This window comes from Micromonospora sp. NPDC049900, from assembly GCF_044461025.1.
Classification (GTDB): Bacteria; Actinomycetota; Actinomycetes; order Mycobacteriales; family Micromonosporaceae; genus Micromonospora.
The window spans coordinates 369778-391870 of sequence record NZ_JBITKM010000001.1 but is presented as its reverse complement, the minus strand read 5'-3'; the positions used below and the strand labels follow the sequence as shown (position 1 = coordinate 391870).

General features: G+C 72.6%; 18 protein-coding genes. 7 read left to right on the top strand and 11 right to left on the bottom strand.

Annotated features, from left to right (window positions below; translation table 11 throughout):
• Positions 1-47 precede the first annotated feature (47 nt).
• Positions 48-1382 carry a TrkH family potassium uptake protein gene (locus tag ACIBMZ_RS01815; protein ID WP_396690139.1) on the top strand — a complete coding sequence of 445 codons (1335 nt, stop codon included), beginning with the start codon at positions 48-50 and terminating at the stop codon, positions 1380-1382.
• On the top strand, positions 1372-2043 hold the full coding sequence (locus ACIBMZ_RS01810) for a potassium channel family protein (protein WP_396690137.1): 672 nt from the start codon (positions 1372-1374) through the stop codon (positions 2041-2043). The genes ACIBMZ_RS01815 and ACIBMZ_RS01810 overlap by 11 nt, the downstream gene beginning before the upstream one ends.
• A 2-nt stretch (positions 2044-2045) precedes the next feature.
• Here the strand turns inward: ACIBMZ_RS01810 and ACIBMZ_RS01805 are convergent, their stop codons facing one another.
• From ACIBMZ_RS01805 to ACIBMZ_RS01775, 7 genes are all read right to left on the bottom strand, one after another.
• On the bottom strand, positions 2046-3719 hold the full coding sequence (locus ACIBMZ_RS01805; RefSeq protein WP_396690135.1) for a protein kinase: 1674 nt from the start codon (positions 3717-3719) through the stop codon (positions 2046-2048).
• Positions 3720-3789: 70 nt separating this feature from the next.
• A complete protein-coding gene (locus tag ACIBMZ_RS01800; RefSeq protein WP_396690134.1) occupies positions 3790-5343 on the bottom strand; it encodes a fused MFS/spermidine synthase in 1554 nt (517 codons plus the stop codon).
• A 36-nt stretch (positions 5344-5379) separates the two neighbouring features.
• Positions 5380-6396 carry a coiled-coil domain-containing protein gene (locus ACIBMZ_RS01795; protein WP_396690132.1) on the bottom strand — a complete coding sequence of 339 codons (1017 nt, stop codon included), beginning with the start codon at positions 6394-6396 and terminating at the stop codon, positions 5380-5382.
• A gap of 251 nt (positions 6397-6647) precedes the next feature.
• Positions 6648-7457 carry an inositol monophosphatase family protein gene (locus ACIBMZ_RS01790; RefSeq protein WP_396690130.1) on the bottom strand — a complete coding sequence of 270 codons (810 nt, stop codon included), beginning with the start codon at positions 7455-7457 and terminating at the stop codon, positions 6648-6650.
• Complete coding sequence (locus ACIBMZ_RS01785; RefSeq protein ID WP_396690128.1) at positions 7450-7902, bottom strand: response regulator; 453 nt, start codon at positions 7900-7902, stop codon at positions 7450-7452. The genes ACIBMZ_RS01790 and ACIBMZ_RS01785 overlap by 8 nt, the downstream gene beginning before the upstream one ends.
• Positions 7899-9782 (bottom strand): CHASE3 domain-containing protein, encoded by a 1884-nt coding sequence (locus ACIBMZ_RS01780; protein ID WP_396690127.1) that lies wholly within the window; start codon positions 9780-9782, stop codon positions 7899-7901. Before ACIBMZ_RS01780 ends, ACIBMZ_RS01785 begins: the two co-directional genes overlap by 4 nt.
• Entirely contained in the window at positions 9779-11029 is a 1251-nt protein-coding gene (locus ACIBMZ_RS01775; protein ID WP_396690125.1) for a PP2C family protein-serine/threonine phosphatase, read from the bottom strand. The genes ACIBMZ_RS01780 and ACIBMZ_RS01775 overlap by 4 nt, the downstream gene beginning before the upstream one ends.
• A gap of 157 nt (positions 11030-11186) precedes the next feature.
• On the opposite strand from ACIBMZ_RS01775, the gene ACIBMZ_RS01770 reads away from it, so the two are divergent.
• Positions 11187-13565: a M28 family peptidase gene (locus tag ACIBMZ_RS01770; RefSeq protein WP_396690123.1), complete on the top strand. Its 2379-nt coding sequence runs from the start codon at positions 11187-11189 to the stop codon at positions 13563-13565.
• A gap of 49 nt (positions 13566-13614) precedes the next feature.
• On the opposite strand, the gene ACIBMZ_RS01765 is transcribed toward ACIBMZ_RS01770, so the two are convergent.
• The 3 genes from ACIBMZ_RS01765 to ACIBMZ_RS01755 all read right to left on the bottom strand — a co-directional run bounded on the left by ACIBMZ_RS01765 (position 13615) and on the right by ACIBMZ_RS01755 (position 15419).
• Positions 13615-13869 carry a Smr/MutS family protein gene (locus tag ACIBMZ_RS01765; protein ID WP_013736060.1) on the bottom strand — a complete coding sequence of 85 codons (255 nt, stop codon included), beginning with the start codon at positions 13867-13869 and terminating at the stop codon, positions 13615-13617.
• Positions 13870-13991: 122 nt separating this feature from the next.
• A complete protein-coding gene (locus ACIBMZ_RS01760) occupies positions 13992-14360 on the bottom strand; it encodes a tetratricopeptide repeat protein (RefSeq protein WP_396690122.1) in 369 nt (122 codons plus the stop codon).
• Between the two features lie 306 nt (positions 14361-14666).
• Positions 14667-15419: an ROK family protein gene (locus ACIBMZ_RS01755; RefSeq protein WP_396690120.1), complete on the bottom strand. Its 753-nt coding sequence runs from the start codon at positions 15417-15419 to the stop codon at positions 14667-14669.
• A gap of 79 nt (positions 15420-15498) precedes the next feature.
• On the opposite strand from ACIBMZ_RS01755, the gene ACIBMZ_RS01750 reads away from it, so the two are divergent.
• The 4 genes from ACIBMZ_RS01750 (at position 15499) to ACIBMZ_RS01735 (ending at position 19081) form a co-directional block, all read left to right on the top strand.
• On the top strand, positions 15499-17136 hold the full coding sequence (locus ACIBMZ_RS01750) for an ABC-F family ATP-binding cassette domain-containing protein (protein ID WP_396690118.1): 1638 nt from the start codon (positions 15499-15501) through the stop codon (positions 17134-17136).
• 38 nt (positions 17137-17174) lie between these two features.
• Entirely contained in the window at positions 17175-17486 is a 312-nt protein-coding gene (locus ACIBMZ_RS01745; protein WP_350692997.1) for a hypothetical protein, read from the top strand.
• Positions 17487-17596: 110 nt separating this feature from the next.
• A complete protein-coding gene (locus ACIBMZ_RS01740) occupies positions 17597-18322 on the top strand; it encodes a methyltransferase domain-containing protein (RefSeq protein WP_396690116.1) in 726 nt (241 codons plus the stop codon).
• 222 nt (positions 18323-18544) lie between these two features.
• On the top strand, positions 18545-19081 hold the full coding sequence (locus ACIBMZ_RS01735) for a phospholipase (RefSeq protein WP_396690114.1): 537 nt from the start codon (positions 18545-18547) through the stop codon (positions 19079-19081).
• Between the two features lie 41 nt (positions 19082-19122).
• On the opposite strand, the gene ACIBMZ_RS01730 is transcribed toward ACIBMZ_RS01735, so the two are convergent.
• Complete coding sequence (locus tag ACIBMZ_RS01730) at positions 19123-21954, bottom strand: ATP-binding protein (RefSeq protein ID WP_396690112.1); 2832 nt, start codon at positions 21952-21954, stop codon at positions 19123-19125.
• Positions 21955-22093 lie beyond the last annotated feature (139 nt).

Below are 22093 nucleotides of genomic sequence, written 5' to 3'. Positions count from 1 at the left end.
CTCTGGATTCCTGCACCCTCAACCGGCCGGAATCGGAAGATTGGCTGGTGCGCCGGTTCCTTCGTCACCCCGTCCGGCTGGTGCCGGTCGGCTTCCTGGTGACGATCCTGCTCAGCACCGGTCTGCTGATGCTGAGCCCGATGACGCTCACCCGGCAGGACGCCCCCTTCCTCGTCGCCCTGTTCACCGCCACCTCGGCGGTCTCGGTCACCGGGCTGGCCGTCACCGACACGCCGAACTACTGGTCCGAGACGGGGCTGGTGGTGATCACGGTGCTGACCCAGATCGGCGGCATCGGCATCCTGACGCTCGCCGCCCTGGTGATCCTGACCGTGTCCCGCCGCCTCGGTCTGCACAACCGGATGCTGGTGCAGGCCGAGACCCTGGAGTACGGGCCGGGTGACGTACGCCGGTTGCTGGTGCGCATCGCTGCGACGGTGCTGGCCTGCGAGGCGGTGATGACGGTCCTGGTCGCCGCCCGGCTCTGGCTCGGCTACGAGTACACCCCGAGGCGGGCGCTCTGGTCGGCGTTGTTCCACTCGATCCAGGCGTTCAACAACTCCGGCTTCTCGCTCTACTCCGACGGGCTGCTGGCCTTCTCGCGGGACCCCTGGGTGACCCTGCCGTTGGCCCTCGGTTCGATCGTGGGTGGGCTGGGCTTCCCGGCGTTGTTCGAGGCGGTCCGCCAGTGGCGGCGGCCGATGCGTTGGGCGGTGGCCACCAAGCTCACAATCTGGGGCAGCGTCGTGCTGGTGGGCGTCGGGTTCGTGATGCTGCTGGCCAGCGAATGGTCCAACCCGTGGACCATCGGCCAGTACGACGTACCGGGCAAGGTGAACGCCGCGTTCACCCAGATCACGCTCTCGCGTACCGGCGGCTTCGAGGTGATGCCGATCGACCGGTTGCGGGAGGAGAGCTACCCGTTGCTGACCGCCTTGATGTTCATCGGCGGCGGCAGCGCCAGCACCGCCGGTGGCATCAAGGTGTCCACGTTCTTCCTGCTCGCGTTCATCATGTGGGCGGAGATCCGGGGTGAGCCGGACGTCACGGTCGGGCACCGCCGGATCGCCACGTCGAGCCAGCGGCAGGCGTTGACCGTCACCCTGCTCAGCGTTGCGATGGTGGCCGCCGGCACCAGCGTGTTGATCCTGCTCACCGACGGGGTGCCGCTCAGCGACGCGCTGTTCGAGATCACCTCGGCGTTCAGCACCACCGGGCTCACGGTCGGGCTGACGTCGTCACTGGAGGACGGCGGTGTGTTCCTGCTGACCGTCCTGATGTACATCGGCCGGGTCGGTCCGCTCACCCTCGGCTCGGCCATCGCCCTGAACACCCGCCGCCGGCTCTACCGCTATCCAGAGGAGCAACCCATTGTCGGCTAAAAGATCCGACGACGAGGCCATCGCCGTGATCGGGCTGGGCCGCTTCGGCTGCCATCTGGCCGAGTCGCTCAGCGCCCTCGGGCACGACGTGCTGGCCATCGACCGCAACGCCCAGCAGGTGCAGAAGTGGTCGGCCCAGCTCGACGAGGTGGCCCAGGCCGACTCCACCGACGAGGACGCCTTGCGCCAGCTCGGCGTCGCCGACCTGCAACGTGTGGTGGTGGCCATCGGCGCCTCGGTGCAGGCCAGTGTGTTGACCGTGCTGGCCCTGGTCGAACTCGGCGTACCGCAGATCTGGGCACGGGCCACCTCGGCGCAGCACGCGAAGATCCTGTCCTCGGTCGGCGCGCAGCACGTGATCTTTCCCGAGGCGGAGACCGGCGAGCGGCTGGCCCACCTGATCGTCAGCCGGATGCTCGACTTCATGGAGTTCGACGACGCGTTCGCCATCGCCAAGCTGCGCGTACCCGAGTCACTTGTGGGGCACGCGGTCAGCGAGGTACGCCTCCTGGACCGCTACGGCATACGCGTCATCGGCGTCAAGCCGCCCGAGGAGACCCGTTTCCGCTACGTCAACGACGGGCTGGAGCTGGTCCGGGGCAGCACCCTCATCGTCGAGGGGACCATCGACCACGTACAGCGGTTCTCCCTGATGACCTGAGGTCAGTTCTTTCCCTTGCCGGGCTTGCCCTTCTTCTTCGGCTTGTCCTTGCCCGGCTGCTTCTCCTTACCCGGCTGCTTGTCCTTACCCGACTTGTCCTTGCCCGACTTGGTCTTCGTGCCGGCCGGCTTCTTCTCCGCGCCGCTCTTGGTCTTGGCACCACCGGAGCCACCCGAGCCCTTGGACGTCGTGGCGGCCTTCACCGGTTTCGCGGCGGGCGGCGTGCTCCCGGCGACCCCGGAGACCTGCACGCCGCACCGCGCGTCGCCGACCCGGAACTCCAGCGGCAGCGGGTTCGGCCCGGTGTACCGGCCGGTCAGGCTCATCTTCTCGGTGGCACCCGGCGCCAGCGCCGGCTTCTCCGACGCCGGCTGCACCGCGACCGACCGCCCCTGCTGGCGTGCCTGGGCCGGGCTCGCCTTGGTCACCTTCTGCTTGCCGGGGAAGGTGAAGCTCATCGTCCAGTCGCGCAGTTCCCGATCACCGGTGTTGGTCAGGCTCAGCTCGGCGGTGAACTCGGTGCCCGAGTCCTTCCGCAACGCGTAGCTGACCTGGCAGGGGATCGTCTGCTCGATGCCCATCCGGGCCTGGGTGGGCTGGTCGATGCCGCCACTGGCCGGGTTGTGCGAGGTCATCGTCCAGACCATCGCCGTCACGCCGATCAGCGCGGTGGCGGCCACCGCCGCCTCGATCCGGCGGCGACGGGTCGCCGCGCGGCGGGTACGCAGGCCGGCGAAGGGCAGCGCGTCGGTCGCGGCCGACCACGGCAGGATCGTGGTGCCGACGCTGGCCAGCAGCATCGGCGTGGCGGCCCGCCCGTCGTCGGCCCGCGCGGTCACCTTGCCGACCGCCTCGGCGAGGCACCGGGCCAGGTCGGCGGTGCGCGGCCGGTCCTCCGGCCGCTTCGCCAGGCAGCGGCGCACCAGCTCGGCGACGCCGTCGGGCAGCTCCGGCACGTCCGGCATCGGCTCGGGTTCGCGGTACAGATGTGCCCGCAGCATCTGGGTGGTGGTGTCGGCCTGCCAGGGCAGCCGCCCGGTGAGCATCCGGTAGAGCAGCAGCCCGACCGCGTACACGTCGGTGGCGGGGCTGACCTGGCCGTTGTCGAGCCGTTCCGGGGCGAGGTAGGCGGGGGTGCCGAGCAGCGTGCCGTCCGGCCCCTTCTCGCTCTCCCCGACCAGCGCCGAGATGCCGAAGTCGACGACCTTCACGCCGGTCGGGGTGAGCATCACGTTGCCGGGCGTGACGTCGCGGTGCACCACGCCCCGGGCGTGCGCGGTGGCCAGCGCGGAGGACACCTCCGCCGCCACCGTCACCGCCTCCCGCCAGGGCAGCCGGGCGTCCCGGCGCAGCCGTGCGGTCAACGGAGCGCCGTCGATGAGTTCCATCACCACGTACGGCACGGTCAGCCCCACCTGCTCGGACTCCCCGTAGTCGTACACGTTGGTGATGTTGGGGTGGCAGAGCCGGGCGGCGGCCTGCGCCTCGATCCGGATCCGGTGCCGGAACGCCCGGTCGCTGGCCAGCCGGGACGCGAGGACCTTGACCGCCACCTGGCGGCCCAGCACCTCGTCGTAGCCGCGCCAGACCACCGACATGCCGCCGGTGCCGACCTGCTCGATCAACCGGTACCGCTCACCGAGCAGTTGCGTGCCCCTGCGTTGGCCACCACCCATGGTCGGCGTTGTTGCCCGACACGAACCCGCCTACACCTTTCTGGTCAGATTCGGTCAGGATCTCACCCGATCAGGCGGTCGCGAGCAGTTGGTCCACCGGCGCGTAATCATCGGTCAACACCAGTGCGTCACCGACGAAGTCGGTCAGGTCGCCGCCGGAGAGCAGGCTGACCGCCTCGTTGCGGTCGTCCAGACGGGCCCGGACGGCGGCCAGCGGCAGCGGGGCGTCCGAGGCGACGATGAGGAAGTTCGCACCCCGCTCCCCGGCCAGTGCCTCCGGCGGGGCGATCAGCGCCACGTGCCGGAACTCGGCGGCGACGGTGGCGACCTCGCTACGGATGAAGCGCAGCGGCGGATAGTCGATCACGTTCTGCACGTACACCCCGCCGGGCCGGGTGACCCGCCGCACCTCGGCGGCCATCTCCCGGGTCGCCAGGTGCCACGGCACCACCAGGTGCCCGAACGCGTCGCCGACCACGAAGTCCCGCGTGTCGGTGCCCTCCGCGGCCACCAGCATCCGGGCGTCACCCACCTCGGCCCGCAGGTCCGGCCCCTGGCGTACGCCGAGGTGGCGCTCGCCCAACTCGACCAGCCCGCCGTCGATCTCGAAGACCAGGTTGTCGGTGCCCGGCCGGGTGGCGGTCAGGTAGCGCGGCACGGTGAACCCACCGCCGCCCAGGTGCAACGCATCGAGCCGCTGCCCCGGCGGTGCCAACACGTCCGCCACCGCCCCGATCCAGCGGGTGTACGCGTACTCCAGGTGGGTCGGGTCGGCCAGGTCGACGTACGAGTGCTGGGCCGAGTTCAGCAGCAGCGTCCGCCCGGTGGACCGGCCGGGATCGGCCTCCACCCGGGCGCAGTGGTACGCCGTCTCCACGTCGCACGGATCCGGTGCCACCACGGTCAGCCCCACGCCGACCAGGCCCAGCACCGCCAACGCGGCCTTGGCCCGGGCCGGTCCGGGCAGGCTCGCCCGGTCCTGCCGGTGCAGGTACACCCCGAGCGCGATGCCGGTGATGCCCAGCGAGGCGGCCAGCCCGAACAGGATGACCGTGCTGGGCAGCGCGGCGACCAACACGAAGCCGGTGACCAGGGTGGCCGTCACCGCGCCCAGCGTGCCGATGCCGGAGAGCCGGCCGACCACCTGACCGGTCCGGCGCAGGTCGGCGAGCTGGAGCTTGATCACCAGCGGGCTGACCGAGGAGAGCAGCATCGCGGGCGCGAAGACGGCGACCACCACCAGCAGCAGGATCGCGCTCTCCGCACCGCCACGCAGCACCTCACCGGCGTACCGCACCGCCGGCAGGGTGATCGCGGTGGCGATGCCGGAGAGCACCAGCGCGGGCGCCAGCAGCGTACGCGGGTTGCGCCGGTCGGCCAGCCAGCCGCCCGCCCACGCCCCGTACGCGATCGCGGCCAACGCGATGCCGATGACCGAGCTGGTCACCTGGAGAGTGACCCCCACATACGGCCCGACCAGGCGCAGCGCGGCGGTCTCCAGGACCAGGACGGCTCCGCTGGAGTAGAAGACCAGGAACGCGGCGAGCCCGTTGGGCAGGGCCCGGGGTGCCTCCGGTTCGGAGGGCACCGCAGGCACCGCCACCTCAGGCGATGGAGAGTTCATCGTGGCGATGGTACGCAGCAGGAGACGGGTGCCGGGTCAGTACATCGAGGTGTGAACATGGTTCGTGTGATCCGCAGCCGGACTGCCGCTGCCGCCGTACGCCCGCCAGCCGGTGCCGGGGTGCCAGATCTGGCGGTACCAGATGACGTAGAGGATGCCCAGCCGGTCCGCGTTGCGGACGTGCCAGGCGGCCAGGCTGTCCCCGTACGATTTGTCGCCGCCGGTGGCCGTACGGTCCTCGAAGCCGTTCGTGGCCGCCGAGAAATCGCAGGCCCGGCCCTTCGGATGCTCGCCCGAGCCGCCGCTGCGGTAGCAGGAGACGTGCCGCTTGTAGCCGGCGGCCTTCGTCTGGTTGAGCATGTGCAGCGTGCGCGCGGTGATGCAGCCGGAGGTGGTCGGGTCGTTCACCGAGCACGACTCGCCGGGCCAGGATCCGTCTGAGTTGCGCGGTGCCGGGCTGGCCGAGCTGGAGTTGCCGCCGCTGAAGCCGCCGCTGCCGCCCGAGCTGACCGCGGCCAGGGCCGTCTCGGCCTCCTTCTTCTTCTTCGCCATCACGGCGAGCTGCTTGCGCTGCTCGCGCACCTCGGCGTTGATCGCGAGCTTGGCCTGCCGGGCCTCCTCGCGGGCCGCGCTCAGCTCACGTACCCGACGACCGTCACGCTGGGCCATCATGTCGAGGCTGGCGGCGCGCTGCACGAACGCCTCCGGGGTGCCGCTGTCCAGCAGCGCGGCCGCCGCGCTCAGCCGACCCACCCGGTAGGACTGCGCGGCCACCTCGCCGACCAGATCGGTCAGCTCGCCCAGCCGGCCCTCCACGTCGGCCAACTGCTTGGCCATCTCCTTCTGCCGCTTCTCCGAGCCTTCGAGCTTCCGCTTGGCCTCGATGTGCGCCTTGGCGGTCGACTCCAGGGCGTCCCGCAGCTTCTTGGTGCCCCCCTCGTTGGGCTCGGCGTACGCCGGCACCGCACCGAGGCCGAACAGCAGTGCCACAGCGGCGAGCAGTGCGATCAGCGGCCGTGTTACCCGCCGACCGATGGGCATGGACCTGCGCACGGAAGCATCCTCTCGTCGGCCGCCGGGCCTCCGATGAGGCGCTGCGCGGCGGCGGCCGCCGCCGACGTCGGTCGGCGGCCTGCTGGCGGAGACCGCCGGTCAGGATACCGGACCTGGCCGGCGGAACCACGCCCCCGAACCCGGTACGCGCCACACCGTCGACACACCGACACCAGGCCCTCACGCACCGCACTCGCATTCACGTCGGTCTCGACGTGCACGGGCTTGCGGACCTCCCGGTGCGGTGGCGGTCAGGGGGCCAGCAGCGTGTTGTGCACCTCGGTCCAGACCTTGTCGCTGGCGGCCACCAGCAGACCCGGCTCGGTGTCCGCCGGGTGGTAGTCGGTGCCGTCGAGGCGACGGGCCACCCCACCGGCGGCCCGGACCAGCAGCGTGCCCGGAGCGTGGTCCCAGGGCAGGGTGCGCCAGAACAGTACGAACTGCTGCCGCCCGGTGAGCACGTCGAGGTACTCGCGTCCGGCGCAGTGCTGGCCCGGCAGCAACTCGCCGATCCGGGACCCACCGGCCACGACCGTACGCTGCGACGACACCGGCAGGAACTTGGTCATCGCGGCCCCCCGCAACTCGCCGACCGGCGGCGCGTCGGCGGGCAGGCGCAACGGCACCCCGTCCAGGTACGCGCCCGCGCCGTCCTGCGTCGTGGCCAGCGTCCCGGCGATCGGGTCGAGGATCCAGGCCGCGCTCGGCCGACCGTCGGTGAGCAGGGCGACCATCAACGCGAACGGGGACTTGCCGGCCGCGAAGTTGGCGGTGCCGTCGATCGGGTCGACCAGCCACACCTCGCCCGTGGAACCCAGGTGACGCAGCAGGTCCGGGTCGTCGGCCACCGCCTCCTCACCGACCACCACCGAGCCGGGGCGCAGCCGGCGCAGCCCGGCACTGATCATGTCCTCGGCGCGGCGGTCGGCCACGGTGACCAGCTCGCCCGGGGCCTTCTCGGTCACGTCGGCGGCGTCGAGGTGCCGGAACAGCGGCAGCACCACCCGGTCCGCGGTCTCCCGCAGCAGCCCGGCGACGTCGTCGACCAGGGTGTCAGCCACGCGGCGGCAGCTTCACCACGCTGACGAAGAACTCGTCGATCTGCCGGACCACCGCGATGAACCGTTCGAAGTCCACCGGCTTGGTGACGTACGCGTTGGCGTGCAGTTGGTAGCTGCGCAGTATGTCCTCGTCGGCCTGCGAGGTGGTGAGCACCACGACCGGGATGCGGCAGAGCTGCTCGTCCTTCTTGATCTCCTCAAGCACCTCCCGGCCGTCCCGACGCGGCAGGTTCAGGTCGAGCAGGATCAGGTCCGGCGTCTGCACGTCCGCGTACTCGCCCTCGCGGCGCAGGTAGGCCAGCGCCTCGGCGCCGTCGGAGACCACGTTCAGCCGGTTGCGCAGCTTGTGCTCCTCGAACGCCTCCCGGGTCATCAGCACGTCGCCCGGGTCGTCCTCGACCAGCAGCACCTCGATCGGGCTGTTGCCGTCAGCCGGCGCGGTCATCTCACCGCCTCCTTCATGCCACCAGTTCCGTTGCCCGACGCCCCGTCCGGGGCCTGCGGTCCGCTGTCGTCGGTCGACCCGCCGGTGCGCTGCGTGACGCCGGACGAGGGCCGTCCCGCGCCCACCTCTTCGCCGACCGTACCGCCGTCACCTGGGGTTTCCGCACCCGATCCGGCTGCGTCACCGCGCGACGACACCGCGTCGACATCGGTGGCAGCGGTCGTCGACGCCTCGTCACCGGACCGCTGCGCCGCGTCCGATCCGCTCCGATCGACGTCCGACGCCTCGGCGGTCGACCCGTCCGCCCCAGCGGCCTGCCGGGCGCGCTCGACGTCGGCGGGCAGCGCCGGCAGGGTGAAGCGGATGGCGGTGCCCTCGGGCACGTCGGTGTCCACCCAGACCCGGCCGCCGTGGTACTCGACGATCTTCTTCACGATCGCCAGCCCGATGCCGGTGCCCGGGTACGCGTCCTTGGCGTGCAGCCGCTGGAAGATCACGAAGATCTTCTCGGCGAACTCCGGCTCGATCCCGATGCCGTTGTCCTGGCAGGTGATCTCCCACTCGTCGTCGACCAGCCGGGCCGACACGTGCACCTTCGGCGCGACGTCCGGGCGGCGGAACTTCACCGAGTTGCTGACCAGGTTCACCAGCAGGTTCGTGAGCAGCGGTTCCTCGCCCCGGATCACCGGCAGGTCGCCCCAGGTCAGCTCCGCGTCGGCGTACTGGCGGGCCGGTTCGGTCTGCGCGGCCACCTCACCCATCAGGCGGCTCAGGTCGACCTCGGTGAACCCGGCGGTGATCCGGCCGATCCGGGAGAACGCCAGCAGATCGTTGATCAGCCGCTGCATCCGCTGCGCGCCGTCCACCGCGAAGGCGATGTACTGGTCGGCGCGTTCGTCGAGCCGCCCGGCATACCGACGCTGGAGCAGTTGGCAGAAGCTGGCCACCTTGCGCAGCGGCTCCTGGAGGTCGTGCGAGGCGACGTAGGCGAACTGCTCCAGGTCACGGTTGGACCGGGTCAGCTCCTCCGCCTGCTTCTGCAACTGGGTGTTGACCCACTCGATCCGTTCCCGCGCCTCGCGTACCTCGGCCAGGTCCGCGGCGATCTTCTGGCGCATCGCGTCCACGTCCTCGCCGAGGCGCTGGAACTCCGGCGGGCCCGCACCGGAGATCCGGTGCGAGTAGTCGCCGGTCGCCACCTGGCGGACCTGCCCGGCCAGCGTGGTCAGCGGTCGCAGCACCATCCGGTCCAGCGAGAGCAGCAGCGCGATACCGGCCAGCGCGACCACCAGCGCGGCGATGATGAGCAGGACGACGAGCAGGTTTCCGGTCCGCTCGACGTCCCGGGCGGTCGCCTCCCGGGCGATGAAGATCTCCTCCTGCAACGCGGCGACCGAGGCACGCAACTGATCGAACCGCTGGCGGCTCTCGTCGGTCAGCAGGGCCTGTCCGGCCGCCGTACCGCTGCTGTTCGTCGTGTCGATCACCGGCTGGGCGACGCTGCGCCGCCACTCGTCCGCCTGCTGCTCGACCACCACGAGGTCTTCCACGATGGCCGGGTACTTGACGGACAACTCCCGGATCTCCCGGGCCGTCGCCCGCTCCCGCGCCAACCCCTGCTCGTACGGGGCCAGGTCCGCCGGGTCACCGGTCACCGCGTACCCGCGTACCCCGGTCTCCTGGTCGAGCAGCGCGTTGAGCATCTCCTGGCCCTGCACCCGCAGCGGCCCGACCTGCATCAGCAGCACGTCGGTGTACTCGCGGTTCTTGGTGGCCACGACCGCCTCGGCCCCCGCCACGCTGAGCAGCATCGCGCCGACCACGCCGAGCATCACCAGCACCCGGCGACGCAGCGTCCACGTACTCGCCGCCAGGTTCATCGACCACCACCCCGGGACACCAGCAGCATCGCCACGTCGTCGGCGAACGGGCCACCGTTGAGCTGCTCGGCCCGGCCGACCAACCAGGCCGGCACCTCGGCGAGCGGGAGCCTGCGGCTGTCCGGCTCGGCGAGCAGGCGGGTGAGGCCGGGCACGTCGAGGCGTTCGTCACCATCACCCACCCGGCCCTCGATCAGACCGTCGGTGTACATCAACAGGGACCAGTCATCGGTGTCGAACTCCAGATCGAAGGCGACCGGACGGCGCGGCCGTACGCCGAGCAACAGACCACCCGGTGCCGGTACGGGTACCACCCGCCCACCGGCGAGCAGCACCGGCGGCGGATGCCCCGCCAGTCGTACCGTCGCCCGGTTGGCCGCCAGGTCGAGGCGGACCGCCGCGACCGTGGCGAAGATCTCCTGGAGACGGCGCTCGCTCATCAGCACCTGCTCCAACGCGGGCAGCACCTCGTCGTCGGGCACCCCGGCGAGCACCAACGCCCGCCAGGCGACCCGCAGTTCGACGCCGAGCGCCGCCTCGTCCACCCCGTGCCCGCAGACGTCCCCGACGATCAGGTCGACCCGGTCCGGCCGGGTCTGCACCACGTCGTAGAAGTCCCCGCCGATCAGGGCGGCGTGCCGGCCGGGGCGGTAGAACGTGTGCACCGCGATCTGGTCGGTCGACATCAGCGGCTGGGGCAGCAGGCCGCGTTCCAGACGCGCCGACTCGGCCTGGCGCAGCTCCACCTCGCGCAGCCGGCGGGCGTTCTCGTCGGCCCGCTTGCGCTCCACCGCGTATCGCAGCGCCCGGGTCAGCAGCACCCCGTCGACCTGGCCCTTGACCAGGTAGTCCTGTGCTCCCTCGGCGACCGCGACGATGCCCAGGTGCTCGTCCGAGCGCCCGGTGAGTACGCACACCGCCGCACTGCCGGACATCTCCAGCACCTGCCGCAGCCCGTCCAGCCCCTGCGCGTCGGGCAACCCGAGGTCGAGCAGGACGCAGTCGACCCCGGCCACGCTCCTGCGCGCCTCGCGCAGGCTCGTCGCGACCAGCAGGTCGACCCCCGAGTTCGTCTCGGCGAGCAGCTCGCCGACCAGGAACGCGTCCGCCTCGTCGTCCTCGACCAGCAGCACCCGCAGTCGCTCGCCGGGCGGCAGGTTGGGATTGCTCCCGAGACCGCCCTGCGGATACGGCCACGACACGACGGAGGGACCGGTCATACCGGTCCCCCGGTGCGGCCGGGTCACCGCCGCCGCGGGCGGGAGGTCGTTGGCGATGTCGGGCTCCTTCCGAGTGCCCTGCTGATCCTGTATTAGACAACGTTCGCACACAACACGAGGGGGCGGCCCGGCCCAGCATGGAGGATGATGTCCACCCCTGGTCCCACCCCCCGAGGAGCCACCCGTGGGCGCACCCCCCAGCCCCGCCGCCGACCGTGCCCTCTGCCGACCGTCCCGGCGACCCCTGGCCGCGCTGGCCGCGCTCGTCGCACTGGTCGCCGTCGGCACCACCGCGCTGCTCGACATCCGGCCGCCGGCACCCCGTGGAACGGACGCGGCGACGGACGCGTTCAGCGCCGGGCGGGCGTACGCGCACGTGCAGCAGGTGGCGAGTCGGCCGCACGTGGCGGGCAGCCCGGCGAACGACGAGGTCCGCGCCCACCTGGAGACGGTGCTGCGCGGTCTCGGCCTGGAGACCGAGGTGCAGGACACGGTCGCCGAGGAGGCCGGTCAGCTCAGCGGGGCGGCGGGCGGGGCCACCCTGGCCCGGGTACGCAACGTGGTGGCCCGGCTGCCCGGCACCGCCTCCACCGGCACGGTGTTCCTCGTCGCCCACTACGACGCGGTGCAGACCGGCCCGGGCGGCAACGACGACGGCGCGGGGGTCGGCACCATCCTGGAGGTGGCCCGGGCCCTGACCGACGGCCCCGCCCCACGCAACGACATCGTGTTCGTGCTCACCGACGCCGAGGAGGCGTGCCTGTGCGGGGCGTCGGCCTTCGCCACCGAGCACCCGCTGGCGGCCGGTAAGGGAGTGGTGCTCAACCTGGAGGCGCGCGGGCGCACCGGGCCGGTGATCATGTTCGAGACGTCGCCCCGGAACGCCGCGCTGGTCGACGTCTTCGGTCGGGCCGCGCCGCATCCGGTGGGCACCTCGTTCGCCGTGGAGGTCTACCGGGCGCTGCCCAACGACACCGACTTCACCGCCTTCCTCGACGCCGAGTTCGTCGGACTGAACTCGGCGTACCTCGACGGCGGGGCGATCTACCACACCCCGCTGGACACCCCGGAGTCGATGGACCGGGCCAGCCTCCAACACCACGGCGACAACACCCTGGGGCTGGCCCGCGAGTTCGGCACGATCGACCTCGGCGACCTGCGCGCCGGTCACGACGCCACCTACTTCCCGGTGCCGGGCGGGCTGGTCCGGTATCCCGGCACCCTGGTGCTGCCGCTGGCACTGCTGGCGTTGGCGGCCGTCGTCGTCCTCGGCTGGCTGGCCCGCCGCCGCGGCCGGGTCACCACCGGTCGGCTGGCCGCCGGCTTCGCCCTGGGGCTGGTGCCGATCGTGGTCGCTCCGGTCGGCGCACAACTGCTCTGGGCGGCGATCAGCGCCCTGCGCCCCGGGTACGCCGAGTTGCTCGACCCGTACCGGCCGACCCTCTACCGGCTGGCCGTCCTGGCGCTCGCCGCCACCGTCCTGTTCACCTGGTACGCGCTGACCCGTCGTCGGGTCGGCCCCGCCGCGCTGGCCGTCGGCGGCCTCGCCTGGCTGGCGCTGCTCGGCGTTCTCCTCGCCGTGCTGGTGCCCGGCGGGGCGTACCTGGCGACGCTGCCCGCGCTGGCCGGGGCGCTCGCCGGCCTGGTCGCGCTCGCCGCCCGCCGGGACGGCCCGGTGCCGGTGGTCGCGGTCACCCTCGGCGCGGCGGTGGCGGTGATCGTGCTGCTGCCCACCGTGGTGCTGCTGTTCCCCGCACTCGGCATGGGCATGGGCGGCGTGGCCGCCCTCTTCGCCGTACTGCTCGGCCTGGCCGCGCTGTCGGTCGTCGACCTGCTGCACCCGGAGGCCGGTGGACAGCGCGGCATGGTGGCGCTGCGGGCCCGCCGACACGGCGCGCTGCCGGCCGGCGCCGCCGCGCTGGCCACCGTGGTCCTCGCCGCGACCGGTTTCGCCGTCGACCGGTTCGACGCCGCACACCCGGTACCCACCCACCTGATGTACGCCCTGGACACCGACACCGCGACGGCCCGCTGGCTCAGTCACGAGTCGACCCCGCAACCCTGGACCGGCGAGTACGTGGACGGGCCGGTCCGGATCGCCGACGAGTTCCCCGGCATCGGCGCCGAGGAACTGCTCGGCGGCCCGGCGGAGGTGACGGACCTGCCCGCGCCCCGACTGGAGGTGCTCGCCGACACCGGCACGGCCGACGAGCGCACGCTGCGGCTACGGCTCACCCCGCAGCGCCCGGTACGCCTGACCACCCTGCACGTCGACACCTCCACCGCGACGGTCCGCAGCGCTGCGGTCGCGGGGCGGCCGGTGCCGGTCGAGGTGCGCGACGGCCGGTGGGGTTTCGGGGTGGTCTTCCACGCCCCGCCGCCGGAGGGCATCGAGATCACGCTCACCGTCGCGCCGAAGGCCCCGCAGGTCGCGTTCCGCGCGATGGACGCCAGCGACGGTCTCGACGCGGTACCCGGCTTCCGTCCCCGCCCGCCGGACGTCGGTGTCGCCGGCTCGCACAGCTCCGAGATGCTCGCCGTGGCCCGCACCTACCCGCTGTGAGCGGGTGCCCGGCCCTGTGCCGGGCGCCCGGCCTGGGCCGCGCCGGGTCCTACTTCCAGCGGAAGTGCACGAAGAGGCGACCGAAGTTCTTGGAGTCCTTCTCCACCCGGTGGTAGAGCTGCTTGACGTCCTTCTGGTCGAGGAAGCGCAGCACCCTCTTCTTGAGCTGACCGGAGCCCTTGCCCGGGATGATCTCCACGAGGGTGGCCTTCTTGGCCACCGCCTCGTCCATGATCCCGCGCAGCGCCCGGTCGATGTCGTGGCCCTTGTTGAAGATGTCGTGCAGGTCGAGCTTCAGCTTCATGCCCCGTCCACCGTCCGGTCGGCTCCCATAGGGCCATCGTAGGCACGTCTGCGGCGGGGCCCGGAGACGACGAGAGGGCGGCCCGGGGGCCGCCCTCTCGTCGTGGTGTCGGGTACGCCGCCTCAGCGGCGGCTGCCGACCCGGGTCTCGACCCGCCGCAGCGCGGTCGTGTAGTCGTCGTTGGCGGAGTGCATGGCCGCCGCGATGCGCAGGTGCCGCAGCGCGTCGGTGTACCGGTTCAGCCGCTCCAGCGTCCGGCCCAGCACGTGGTGGGCGTAGTGGTCGCTGGGGTTGCGGTCGATCAACTCCTGCAACTGCTCCTCGGCCCGCCGGAGCTGGGCCGACTGGAAGTACGCCCGGGCCAGCAACTGGCGGACGGCGGAGTTGTCGGGCTCGGCCTCGACGATCGGTTCGAGCAGCCGGGCCGCTCCGCTCGGGTCGCCCGACTCGAAGAACAGGGTCGCTCGCCGGTACTCAGCCAGAAGATCCATCTCGGCCCACCCCCTAGTTCGCACCACTGCCCTGACGCTGGCACAACACCGTCCGGTGCGCGAGTGTTCCCGGGCGCTTGCGGGCGGGGGCGGGCGTCGCGTCGGCGGTGCCGGACGGTGCCGGACGGTGCCGGACGGTGCCGGACGGTGCCGGACGGTGCCGGACGGTGCCGGACGGTGCCGGACGTTAGCAGGGGACCCCTGCTATACCGCAGGCGTTAGCAGGGTGCCCTTCCTTGCACCCACCCGGCCGCGCACCCACCCGGCCGCGCACCCACCCGGCCGCGCACCAACCCGGCCGCGCACTCACACGGCCGCCAGCTCCCAGGCGCGGACGCCGCCGACGATGCCGGCGCTGTTGGGCACCACCACCACGTCGTCGCCCATCCGGGCGAGCTGTTCGGGGCGGATCAGCCGGGAGTTGCCGCCGCCCAGATAGAGCCGGTCCCAGCGGAACACGGGGCGCAGCCCCTCCACCACCTGCCGGATCCGCCGGGACCAGAACGCGTCGCCCAACCGGCGGCGTTCCGGCTCGCCCACGTACGTGTCGTAGGTGGTGCCCCAGCGCACCGGGGCGTGCGACAGCTCCAGGTGTGGGGCGAGCACGCCGCCGTCGAAGAGGGCGCTGCCCAGCCCGGTGCCGAGGGTCAGCACCAGTTCGCAGCCGGTGCCCGCGACCACTCCGGCACCGTGCACCTCGGCGTCGTTGAGCACCAGGGTGGGCAGCCCGAACGCGGCGGCGAGGGCGCTGCGGGCGTCGTACCCGGACCACTGGTCGTGCAGGGCCGGGTCGACCCGGCTGCGGGGGCCGGAGCGGGTCACGTAGTGCGGAGTGGCGACCACCACGCCGTGCCGGATCATGCCCGGCATGCCGACCGTCACCCGGTCGGCGGCGGGCAGCCGGTCGCCGAGTTCCCGCAGGGTCCGGACGAACAGCTCCGGTGGCAGCGGGTACGGCGTCGGCACCCGCATCGGTTGGGCCCGCATGGTGCCGGCCGCGTCCAGCACGGACGCCTTGATCCCGCCACCGCCGCAGTCGATCGCCAGAGTGGTCTGCACGACCGTGAGTCTGCCTCGTGTGTCGCGCCCGGGCATGGCGGGCCACGCCAACCACGCCGGCGGGTAGGCTCGGCTGCTTGTGAGCGCCACGCTGATCGCCGAGGACCTGGCCGCCGGGCACGGGGAGCGGACGCTGTTCACCGGGCTGGACCTGGTGGTCGCGCCCGGGGACGTGATCGGCCTGGTCGGGCCGAACGGGGCGGGCAAGTCGACGCTGCTGCGCACCCTCGCCGGGCTGCTTCCGGTGGAGGCGGGCAGTGTCGCGGTGAGTCCGCCCGGCGCGAGCGTCGGGCACCTGCCGCAGGAGCCGGACCGGCGTCCCGGCGAGACGGTCCGGGCGTTCCTGGCCCGGCGGACCGGGGTGACCTGGGCGCAGGCCGCCCTCGACGCGGCCACCGAGGCGCTGACCGCCGGGGCGCCGGGCGCGGACGACGCGTACGCCTCGGCGTTGGAGAGCTGGCTCGGCCTGGGCGGGGCCGACCTGGACGAGCGGGCCGAGGAGGTCGCCGCGGAGCTGGGGCTCGGCGTCGGTCTCGACCACGAGATGACCGGGCTCTCCGGCGGCCAGGCGGCCCGCGCCGGGCTCGCGTCGCTGCTGCTCAGCCGGTACGACGTCTTCCTGCTCGACGAGCCCACCAACGACCTGGACCTGGCCGGGCTGGAGCGCCTGGAGCAGTTCGTCACCGGGTTGCGGGCCGGCACGGTGCTGGTCAGCCACGACCGGGAGTTCCTGACCCGGACGGTGACCCGGGTGCTGGAACTGGACCTGCACCAGCAGCAGGTCAACCACTTCGGTGGCGGTTACGCGGCGTACCTGGAGGAGCGGGAGGTGGCCCGCCGCCAGGCACGCGCCGAGTTCGAGGAGTACGCCGACACCCGGGCGGCACTGGAGGCGCGGGCGCGCACGCAGCGGTCCTGGATGGAGAAGGGTGTCCGCAACGCCCGCCGCAAGGCCACCGACAACGACAAGATCGGCCGGAGGTTCCGCTCCGAGGCCAGCGAGAAGCAGGCGGCGAAGGCCCGGCAGACCGAGCGGCTGATCGAGCGGCTGGACGTGGTCGAGGAGCCGCGCAAGGAGTGGGAGCTGCGGATGGAGATCGCCGCCGCGCCCCGCGCCGGGGCCGTGGTGGCCACCCTGCGCGACGCGGTGGTACGTCGGGGCGACTTCACCCTCGGCCCGGTGAACCTCCAGATCGACTGGGCAGACCGGGTGGCGATCACCGGGGCGAACGGGTCCGGCAAGTCGACGTTGCTGGCCGCCCTGCTGGGCCGGCTGCCGCTGGACGCCGGGCAGGCCGCGTTGGGCCCCGGTGTGGTGGTCGGCGAGGTGGACCAGGCGCGCGGGGCGTTCCTCGGGGACGCGCCGCTGCTGGACGCCTTCCGGGTCGCCGTACCGGACCTGTCGCCGGCCGACGCGCGGACGCTGCTGGCCAAGTTCGGCCTGCGCGCCCAGCACGTGCTGCGCCCGGCCGCGACGCTCTCCCCGGGCGAGCGGACCCGGGCCGCGCTGGCGTTGTTGCAGGGGCGCGGGGTCAACCTGCTGGTGCTCGACGAGCCGACCAACCACCTGGACCTGCCGGCGATCGAGCAGTTGGAGTCGGCGCTGGCCGGCTACCCGGGGACGTTGCTGCTGGTGACGCACGACCGGCGGATGTTGGACGCGGTCCGCGTGGACCGCCGTCTGCGGGTGGACGCCGGGCGGATCGCCGAGTCCTGATCCCGGCCGGCAGCCCCCACCGGAGCGACAATCACTGCATGCTCAGGTGGGAGTACGCGCTGTTGGTGCGGCGCCGCCAGGCGGCGAGCACCGACGCCGGCTGGGAGATCGTCTTCATCTGGTACGGCCCGGACGGTTCCATGATCGACGTCACGCCGTACGGCGACACCGCGCTGGCCCATCTCAACCGGGCCGGCGACCAGGGCTGGGAACTGGTCTCGATGAGCGAGGACCCGTCCCTGGCAGGCCACGCCGAGTTGCACCGGTACCACCTCAAGCGCCCCAAGGTGCCCGCACCCCGACAGCGGATCGGCGCGGCCGGCCGTCCCCGGCGCACCGCTCCGGGCTGATCGATCCTCCGGCGGCAGTCCGGCCGAGCGCCCACCCGAGTGCCGCCTTCTGGGCTAAGTTGCGCATAACGGGCAGCGATCGGGGTATCGCGCCGGCCGGAGGTGGGCGAATGGTCGCGTTGGCACACACCCCGCCCTCGGCCGAACGGCTGCGGGCGGTCGACGGGTTCCTCGCGGAGTCCTGGGCGGACCAGGCCCGCCACGACGACCGGCTCCGGTCGCTGGCCGTCGAGGTCCGCTTCGACCGGGGCGTCGCCCACCTGACCGGCGAGGTCGACGAGCCGGCCCAGCTCCGCCTGGTCCGCGAGCAGGTCGGCCGACTCGCCGGGGTCTTCGGCGTCTGGTGCCGGGTACGCGTCGGCGGACGCGACCCGGTGGTGGTGGACCTCGGCTGCGGCGGCACCAAGCAGTGGTCGGGCAACCTCGGGCTGGACATCTATCCGGCACCCGGGGTGGACGCGGTGGCCGACCTCTCCGGCTCACTCCCCCTCGCCGACGACTCGGTGGACGTGTTCTTCGCGGTGCACATCCTGGAGCACCTGATCGACTTCCTGCCGCTGCTCGACGAGTGCCACCGGGTGCTGCGTCCCGGCGGCGTCCTGCACGTGATGAGCCCCTGGTGGGGGCATGTGAACGCGGTCGCCGACCCGACCCACGTCCGACTGCTCGACGTCCAGACCATCAAGGGGGTCTGCGCGATGCGCCCGCCGGGCACACCGCGCTGGCACCCGCTGCACGCCGGCACCGACGGTGCGTCGATCTTCGCCGACCTCACCCCGCTGGGCGTGGACGACGAGGGGCCCTCCCCCGCCCACATGGCCCGCTTCTTCGACTGACCACCCACCGGCCCGCCCGGCACTGAGCTGCGAATCAGGCTGACCGGCCTGCGGAACACCCCGGACGCCCTCGGCGTCCGGGGCATTCGTCTGTTTCAGCACTGGTCACCAATATTTCTCAATGGTTACACCCGAATGTCGCGACCTTGATCGAGACTGGTCGAACTCCGGGTACTCACCGGTAACCACTGCCCACCGCACACCCCCGCGGAGGTATCCCCCGTGCTCAAACGTCTCACCACCGTCCTGGCCTCCGGCGCGGTCGCGCTGGCCGCCACGCTCGCCGTGGCGTCCCCGGCGGCTGCGGCCGTCACGCCCGCCCAGAAGCTGTCCGTGCTGTCGAGCTGGACCCAGACCAGCGCCAGCAGCTACAACGCCTGGAACTCGGCCCGGCAGAACCGCACGCCGTGGGCCGGCTACAACTTCGACTGGTCCACCGACTTCTGCTCCTCCAGCCCGGACAACCCGCTCGGGTTCCGGTTCTCCCTCTCCTGCCACCGCCACGACTTCGGCTACCGCAACTACAAGGCGGTCGGCCAGTTCAGCGCCAACAAGTCCCGCCTGGACAGCGCCTTCTACGAGGACCTCAAGCGGGTCTGCGCGACGTACAACTCGGTCGTCCGGCCGGCCTGCCTCAGCCTGGCCTGGACCTACTACCAGGCGGTGAGCATCTTCGGCTCGGCCGCCGCCGTCCAGCAGTCCGACATCGACCGGGCCGCCCGGATGAAGGCCGACGCGGAACGGCTGGCCCGCGCCTGATCTCCCGACCGAGGGGTCCACGTCCGACGCGGACCCCTCGGTCAGGCGTGCTCGGTGTGCCGGTCGGCGGCAGCGGTCGACTGGCGGGGCGTCGCCCGGGCTGCCCGCGCCGCGAACCGGGCCGAGTCGGCGGCCAGGTCGGGATGCTCGACGCCGAGCGCCAACGCCACCGCCTCGTCCAGACCCAACTCGGCGCCCTCCCCGTACGCCTCGTCGAAGGCGACGTCGCCGAGCGTCCGCCGCAGCGCCACCTGCCGTTCGTTCCAGTAGCCGTCGTAGATGCCGGTGGGCGACCGCAGCCCCGCCCGGGTCGCCTGCGCCGCGCCGAACAGCCGGGCCGCGGTCAGCGGCTCGTCCCCGGCCAGGCAGCGCACCGCGATCGCGTTGAGCGTGTCGCAGGCCCGACCGTGGAAACCGTGGTTCATCCGGGACCGCAACGCCGCCAGCAGGTGTTCGTGCGCGGCCACCAGATCGCCCCGGGCCAACGCCACCACGCCGAGCAGCATGTCCACCGAACGCCGGCCCCGGTCGATCGGGCGGGCCGCCTCCACCGGGCGCGCCGCCGCGAGCAGGTCGGCCGCCTCGTCCAGGGCACCCCGCCGCCAGAGCAGCTCGGCCAACCGGAACACCGCGAACAGGGCTTCGGACTCCACCCCCTGCTCACGGGCCCAGTCGATGACCTCCCGGCAGACCCGTTCGGCCTCGGCGAACTGCCCCATGTCCACCAGCGGCGCCGCCCGCCCGGCGAGCACCCGGGCCAGCAGCCCGGCGTCGCCCGCCTGCCGCGCCGCCGCCTCGGCCCGCTGCGAGTAGCGCAGCTCCTCGGCGTACTCGCCGTCGCCACCGGCGTGCAGCGAATGCATGTGGTAGGCCGCTGCCAGCTCGGCCTCGGGGATCGTCTCCCCGGTCTCGGCGATCCGGCTGTAGAGCCGGAACAACCACAGCCGCCCCTCCCGGGCCAGCCCGCGCTCACGCCACCACTGGTCCAGGCCGCTGGCGAGCCGCAGGCCCGCCCGGGCACTACCACCGGTGGCGCACCAGCGCAGGGCGGCGCGCAGCTCCCCGGCGAGCGGGTCGAGCGCGTACAGCGACAGCGTCACCGGCTGGCCGTCCGGACCCAGGTGCGCCCGTTCCAAGGCGTGCGCCGACCAGCCCACGTGCCGGTTCCGCGCGTCCCGTTCCTCACCGGCCTCGGCGAGCCGACGGGCCGCGTACGCCCTTATCGGATCGAGCATCCGGTACGTGAAGCCACCGGCCTGCGGCTCGGCCAGCACCATCGACTTGTCCACCAGCACCGAGAGCGGGTCGAGCGGATCGTCGTCGAGCAGCCACTCCACGGTCGGCAGATCGACCGGACCGGCGAACACCGCCAGCCAGCGCAGCAGCCGCGCGGCCCGGGGACCGAGCGTGCGGTACGACCAGGTGACCGTCGCCTGCATCGTCAGGTGACGTTCGATCGCCGACCGTGCCACCGCCCGCGTCTCCGGGGACTGCGGACTCGCCCCGGTCGCCGCCGCCGCCAGGTCGACGGTGTCCCGCTGGTTACCGGTGTTGCCGTGATCGGTCGGTAGCGGCTCGGGGTCGTCCCGGCCGGCGTCCAGCGTGCCCAGCACGTCGTCGAGGCGTTCGGCGAGCTGCCCGACGGAGAGCACTCGCAGCCGGGCCGCAGCCAGCTCGATCGCCAGCGGCAGTCCGTCCAGCCGACGTACCACCCGGCGCAGGTCCGCCGACTCGGCCGCGTCCGGACGTCGCCCGCCCCGAGCGGCGGCGGTCCGGTCCAGCAGCAACGCGACCGCGTCGCTCTCGGTGCCGTCCGGTGACGGGTCGACCGAGAGCGGCGGGATACGCCACACCACCTCGCCCGGCAACGCCAGAGGTTCCCGGGTGGTCGCCAGCACCTTCACCCCGCTGCCTCCGGAGAGCAGCCGGGACACCGCCTCGGCGCAGGCCGTCGGCTGCACGTCGCAGGTGTCGAGGACGATCAGCATCCGGCGACCGGCCGCGTACTCGACCAGGGTGTCCACCATGGGCCGACCCGGTTCGGGACGCAGCCCGAGCACCGCGGCGATCGCGAACGCCACCAGCCCCGGATCGGTCACCGAGGCGATGTCGACGAACCAGACCCCGTCGGGGTACTCGTCCACCAGGTCGATGGAGAGTTCCACGGCCAACCGGGTCTTGCCGCCGCCACCGGCACCGAGCACGGTGACCAACCGGTGCCCGGCCACCAACCCGCGCAACTCGGCCCGTTCGGCGTGCCGACCGACGAACGAGGTGACCGGGATCGGCAGGTTGTGCGCCACCGCGTCGGCCGTACGCGGACGCGGGAACTGCCGTTCCAGGCCCGGCGCGACGAGTTGGAAGAGGCGTTCCCGGTCGTCGAAACCACGCAACCGGTGCAGCCCGAGGTCGATCAGGGACGCCCCGGTCGGCAGCGGATCGGCGTGCCGCGCGGTCGCGGCGGAACAGAGCACCTGCCCGCCGTGCGCGGCGGCGGCCACCCGGGCGGCCCGGTGCACCTCCGGGCTGGCGTACTCGCCGTCACGCGGCTCCGCCCAGCCGGTGTGCAGGCCCATCCGCACCCGGGGCGCCGCCTCCGGGGTCGGCCACTCGTGCTCGCCGAGCGCCCGCTGCGCGGTCAGGCAGGCGGTCAGCGCGGCACCGGCGTCCCCGAAGGCCAGGAAGAACGAGTCCCCCTCGGTCAGCAGCTCGGCACCCTCGGTCGCGGCGATCGTCCGACGCAGCAGACGGCGGTGTTCCCGCAACACCGGGCGGTATCCGGAGCCGAGCATCTGCGCCAGCCGCGTGGAGCCCTCGATGTCGGTGAAGACGAACGTCACCCAGCCACTGGGGAGGTGGATCCGTGGCGGCATGCGTGGAACCTCCCCCCTGGCCTCGGCTTCATACTTCCCGAAACCAGATCATCACGCATCGTGAGAACGGTCGGCCGAGACTCCGCCCCAAGGTGCCATCGCACCGGGCGTCCAGGCAAGACCGACATGAACCGTCCCA

What these genes read in the sequence shown, in the direction of transcription:
- ACIBMZ_RS01805 (WP_396690135.1), bottom strand. Translation starts at nt 3,719, where the DNA reads ATGGGTGGTGGCCAACGCAGGGGCACGCAACTGCTCGGTGAGCGGTAC.
- ACIBMZ_RS01800 (WP_396690134.1), bottom strand. Translation starts at nt 5,343, where the DNA reads ATGAACTCTCCATCGCCTGAGGTGGCGGTGCCTGCGGTGCCCTCCGAA.
- ACIBMZ_RS01785 (WP_396690128.1), bottom strand. Translation starts at nt 7,902, where the DNA reads ATGACCGCGCCGGCTGACGGCAACAGCCCGATCGAGGTGCTGCTGGTC.
- ACIBMZ_RS01780 (WP_396690127.1), bottom strand. Translation starts at nt 9,782, where the DNA reads ATGAACCTGGCGGCGAGTACGTGGACGCTGCGTCGCCGGGTGCTGGTG.
- ACIBMZ_RS01765 (WP_013736060.1), bottom strand. Translation starts at nt 13,869, where the DNA reads ATGAAGCTGAAGCTCGACCTGCACGACATCTTCAACAAGGGCCACGAC.
- ACIBMZ_RS01760 (WP_396690122.1), bottom strand. Translation starts at nt 14,360, where the DNA reads ATGGATCTTCTGGCTGAGTACCGGCGAGCGACCCTGTTCTTCGAGTCG.
- ACIBMZ_RS01745 (WP_350692997.1), top strand. Translation starts at nt 17,175, where the DNA reads ATGCTCAGGTGGGAGTACGCGCTGTTGGTGCGGCGCCGCCAGGCGGCG.
- ACIBMZ_RS01740 (WP_396690116.1), top strand. Translation starts at nt 17,597, where the DNA reads ATGGTCGCGTTGGCACACACCCCGCCCTCGGCCGAACGGCTGCGGGCG.
- ACIBMZ_RS01730 (WP_396690112.1), bottom strand. Translation starts at nt 21,954, where the DNA reads ATGCCGCCACGGATCCACCTCCCCAGTGGCTGGGTGACGTTCGTCTTC.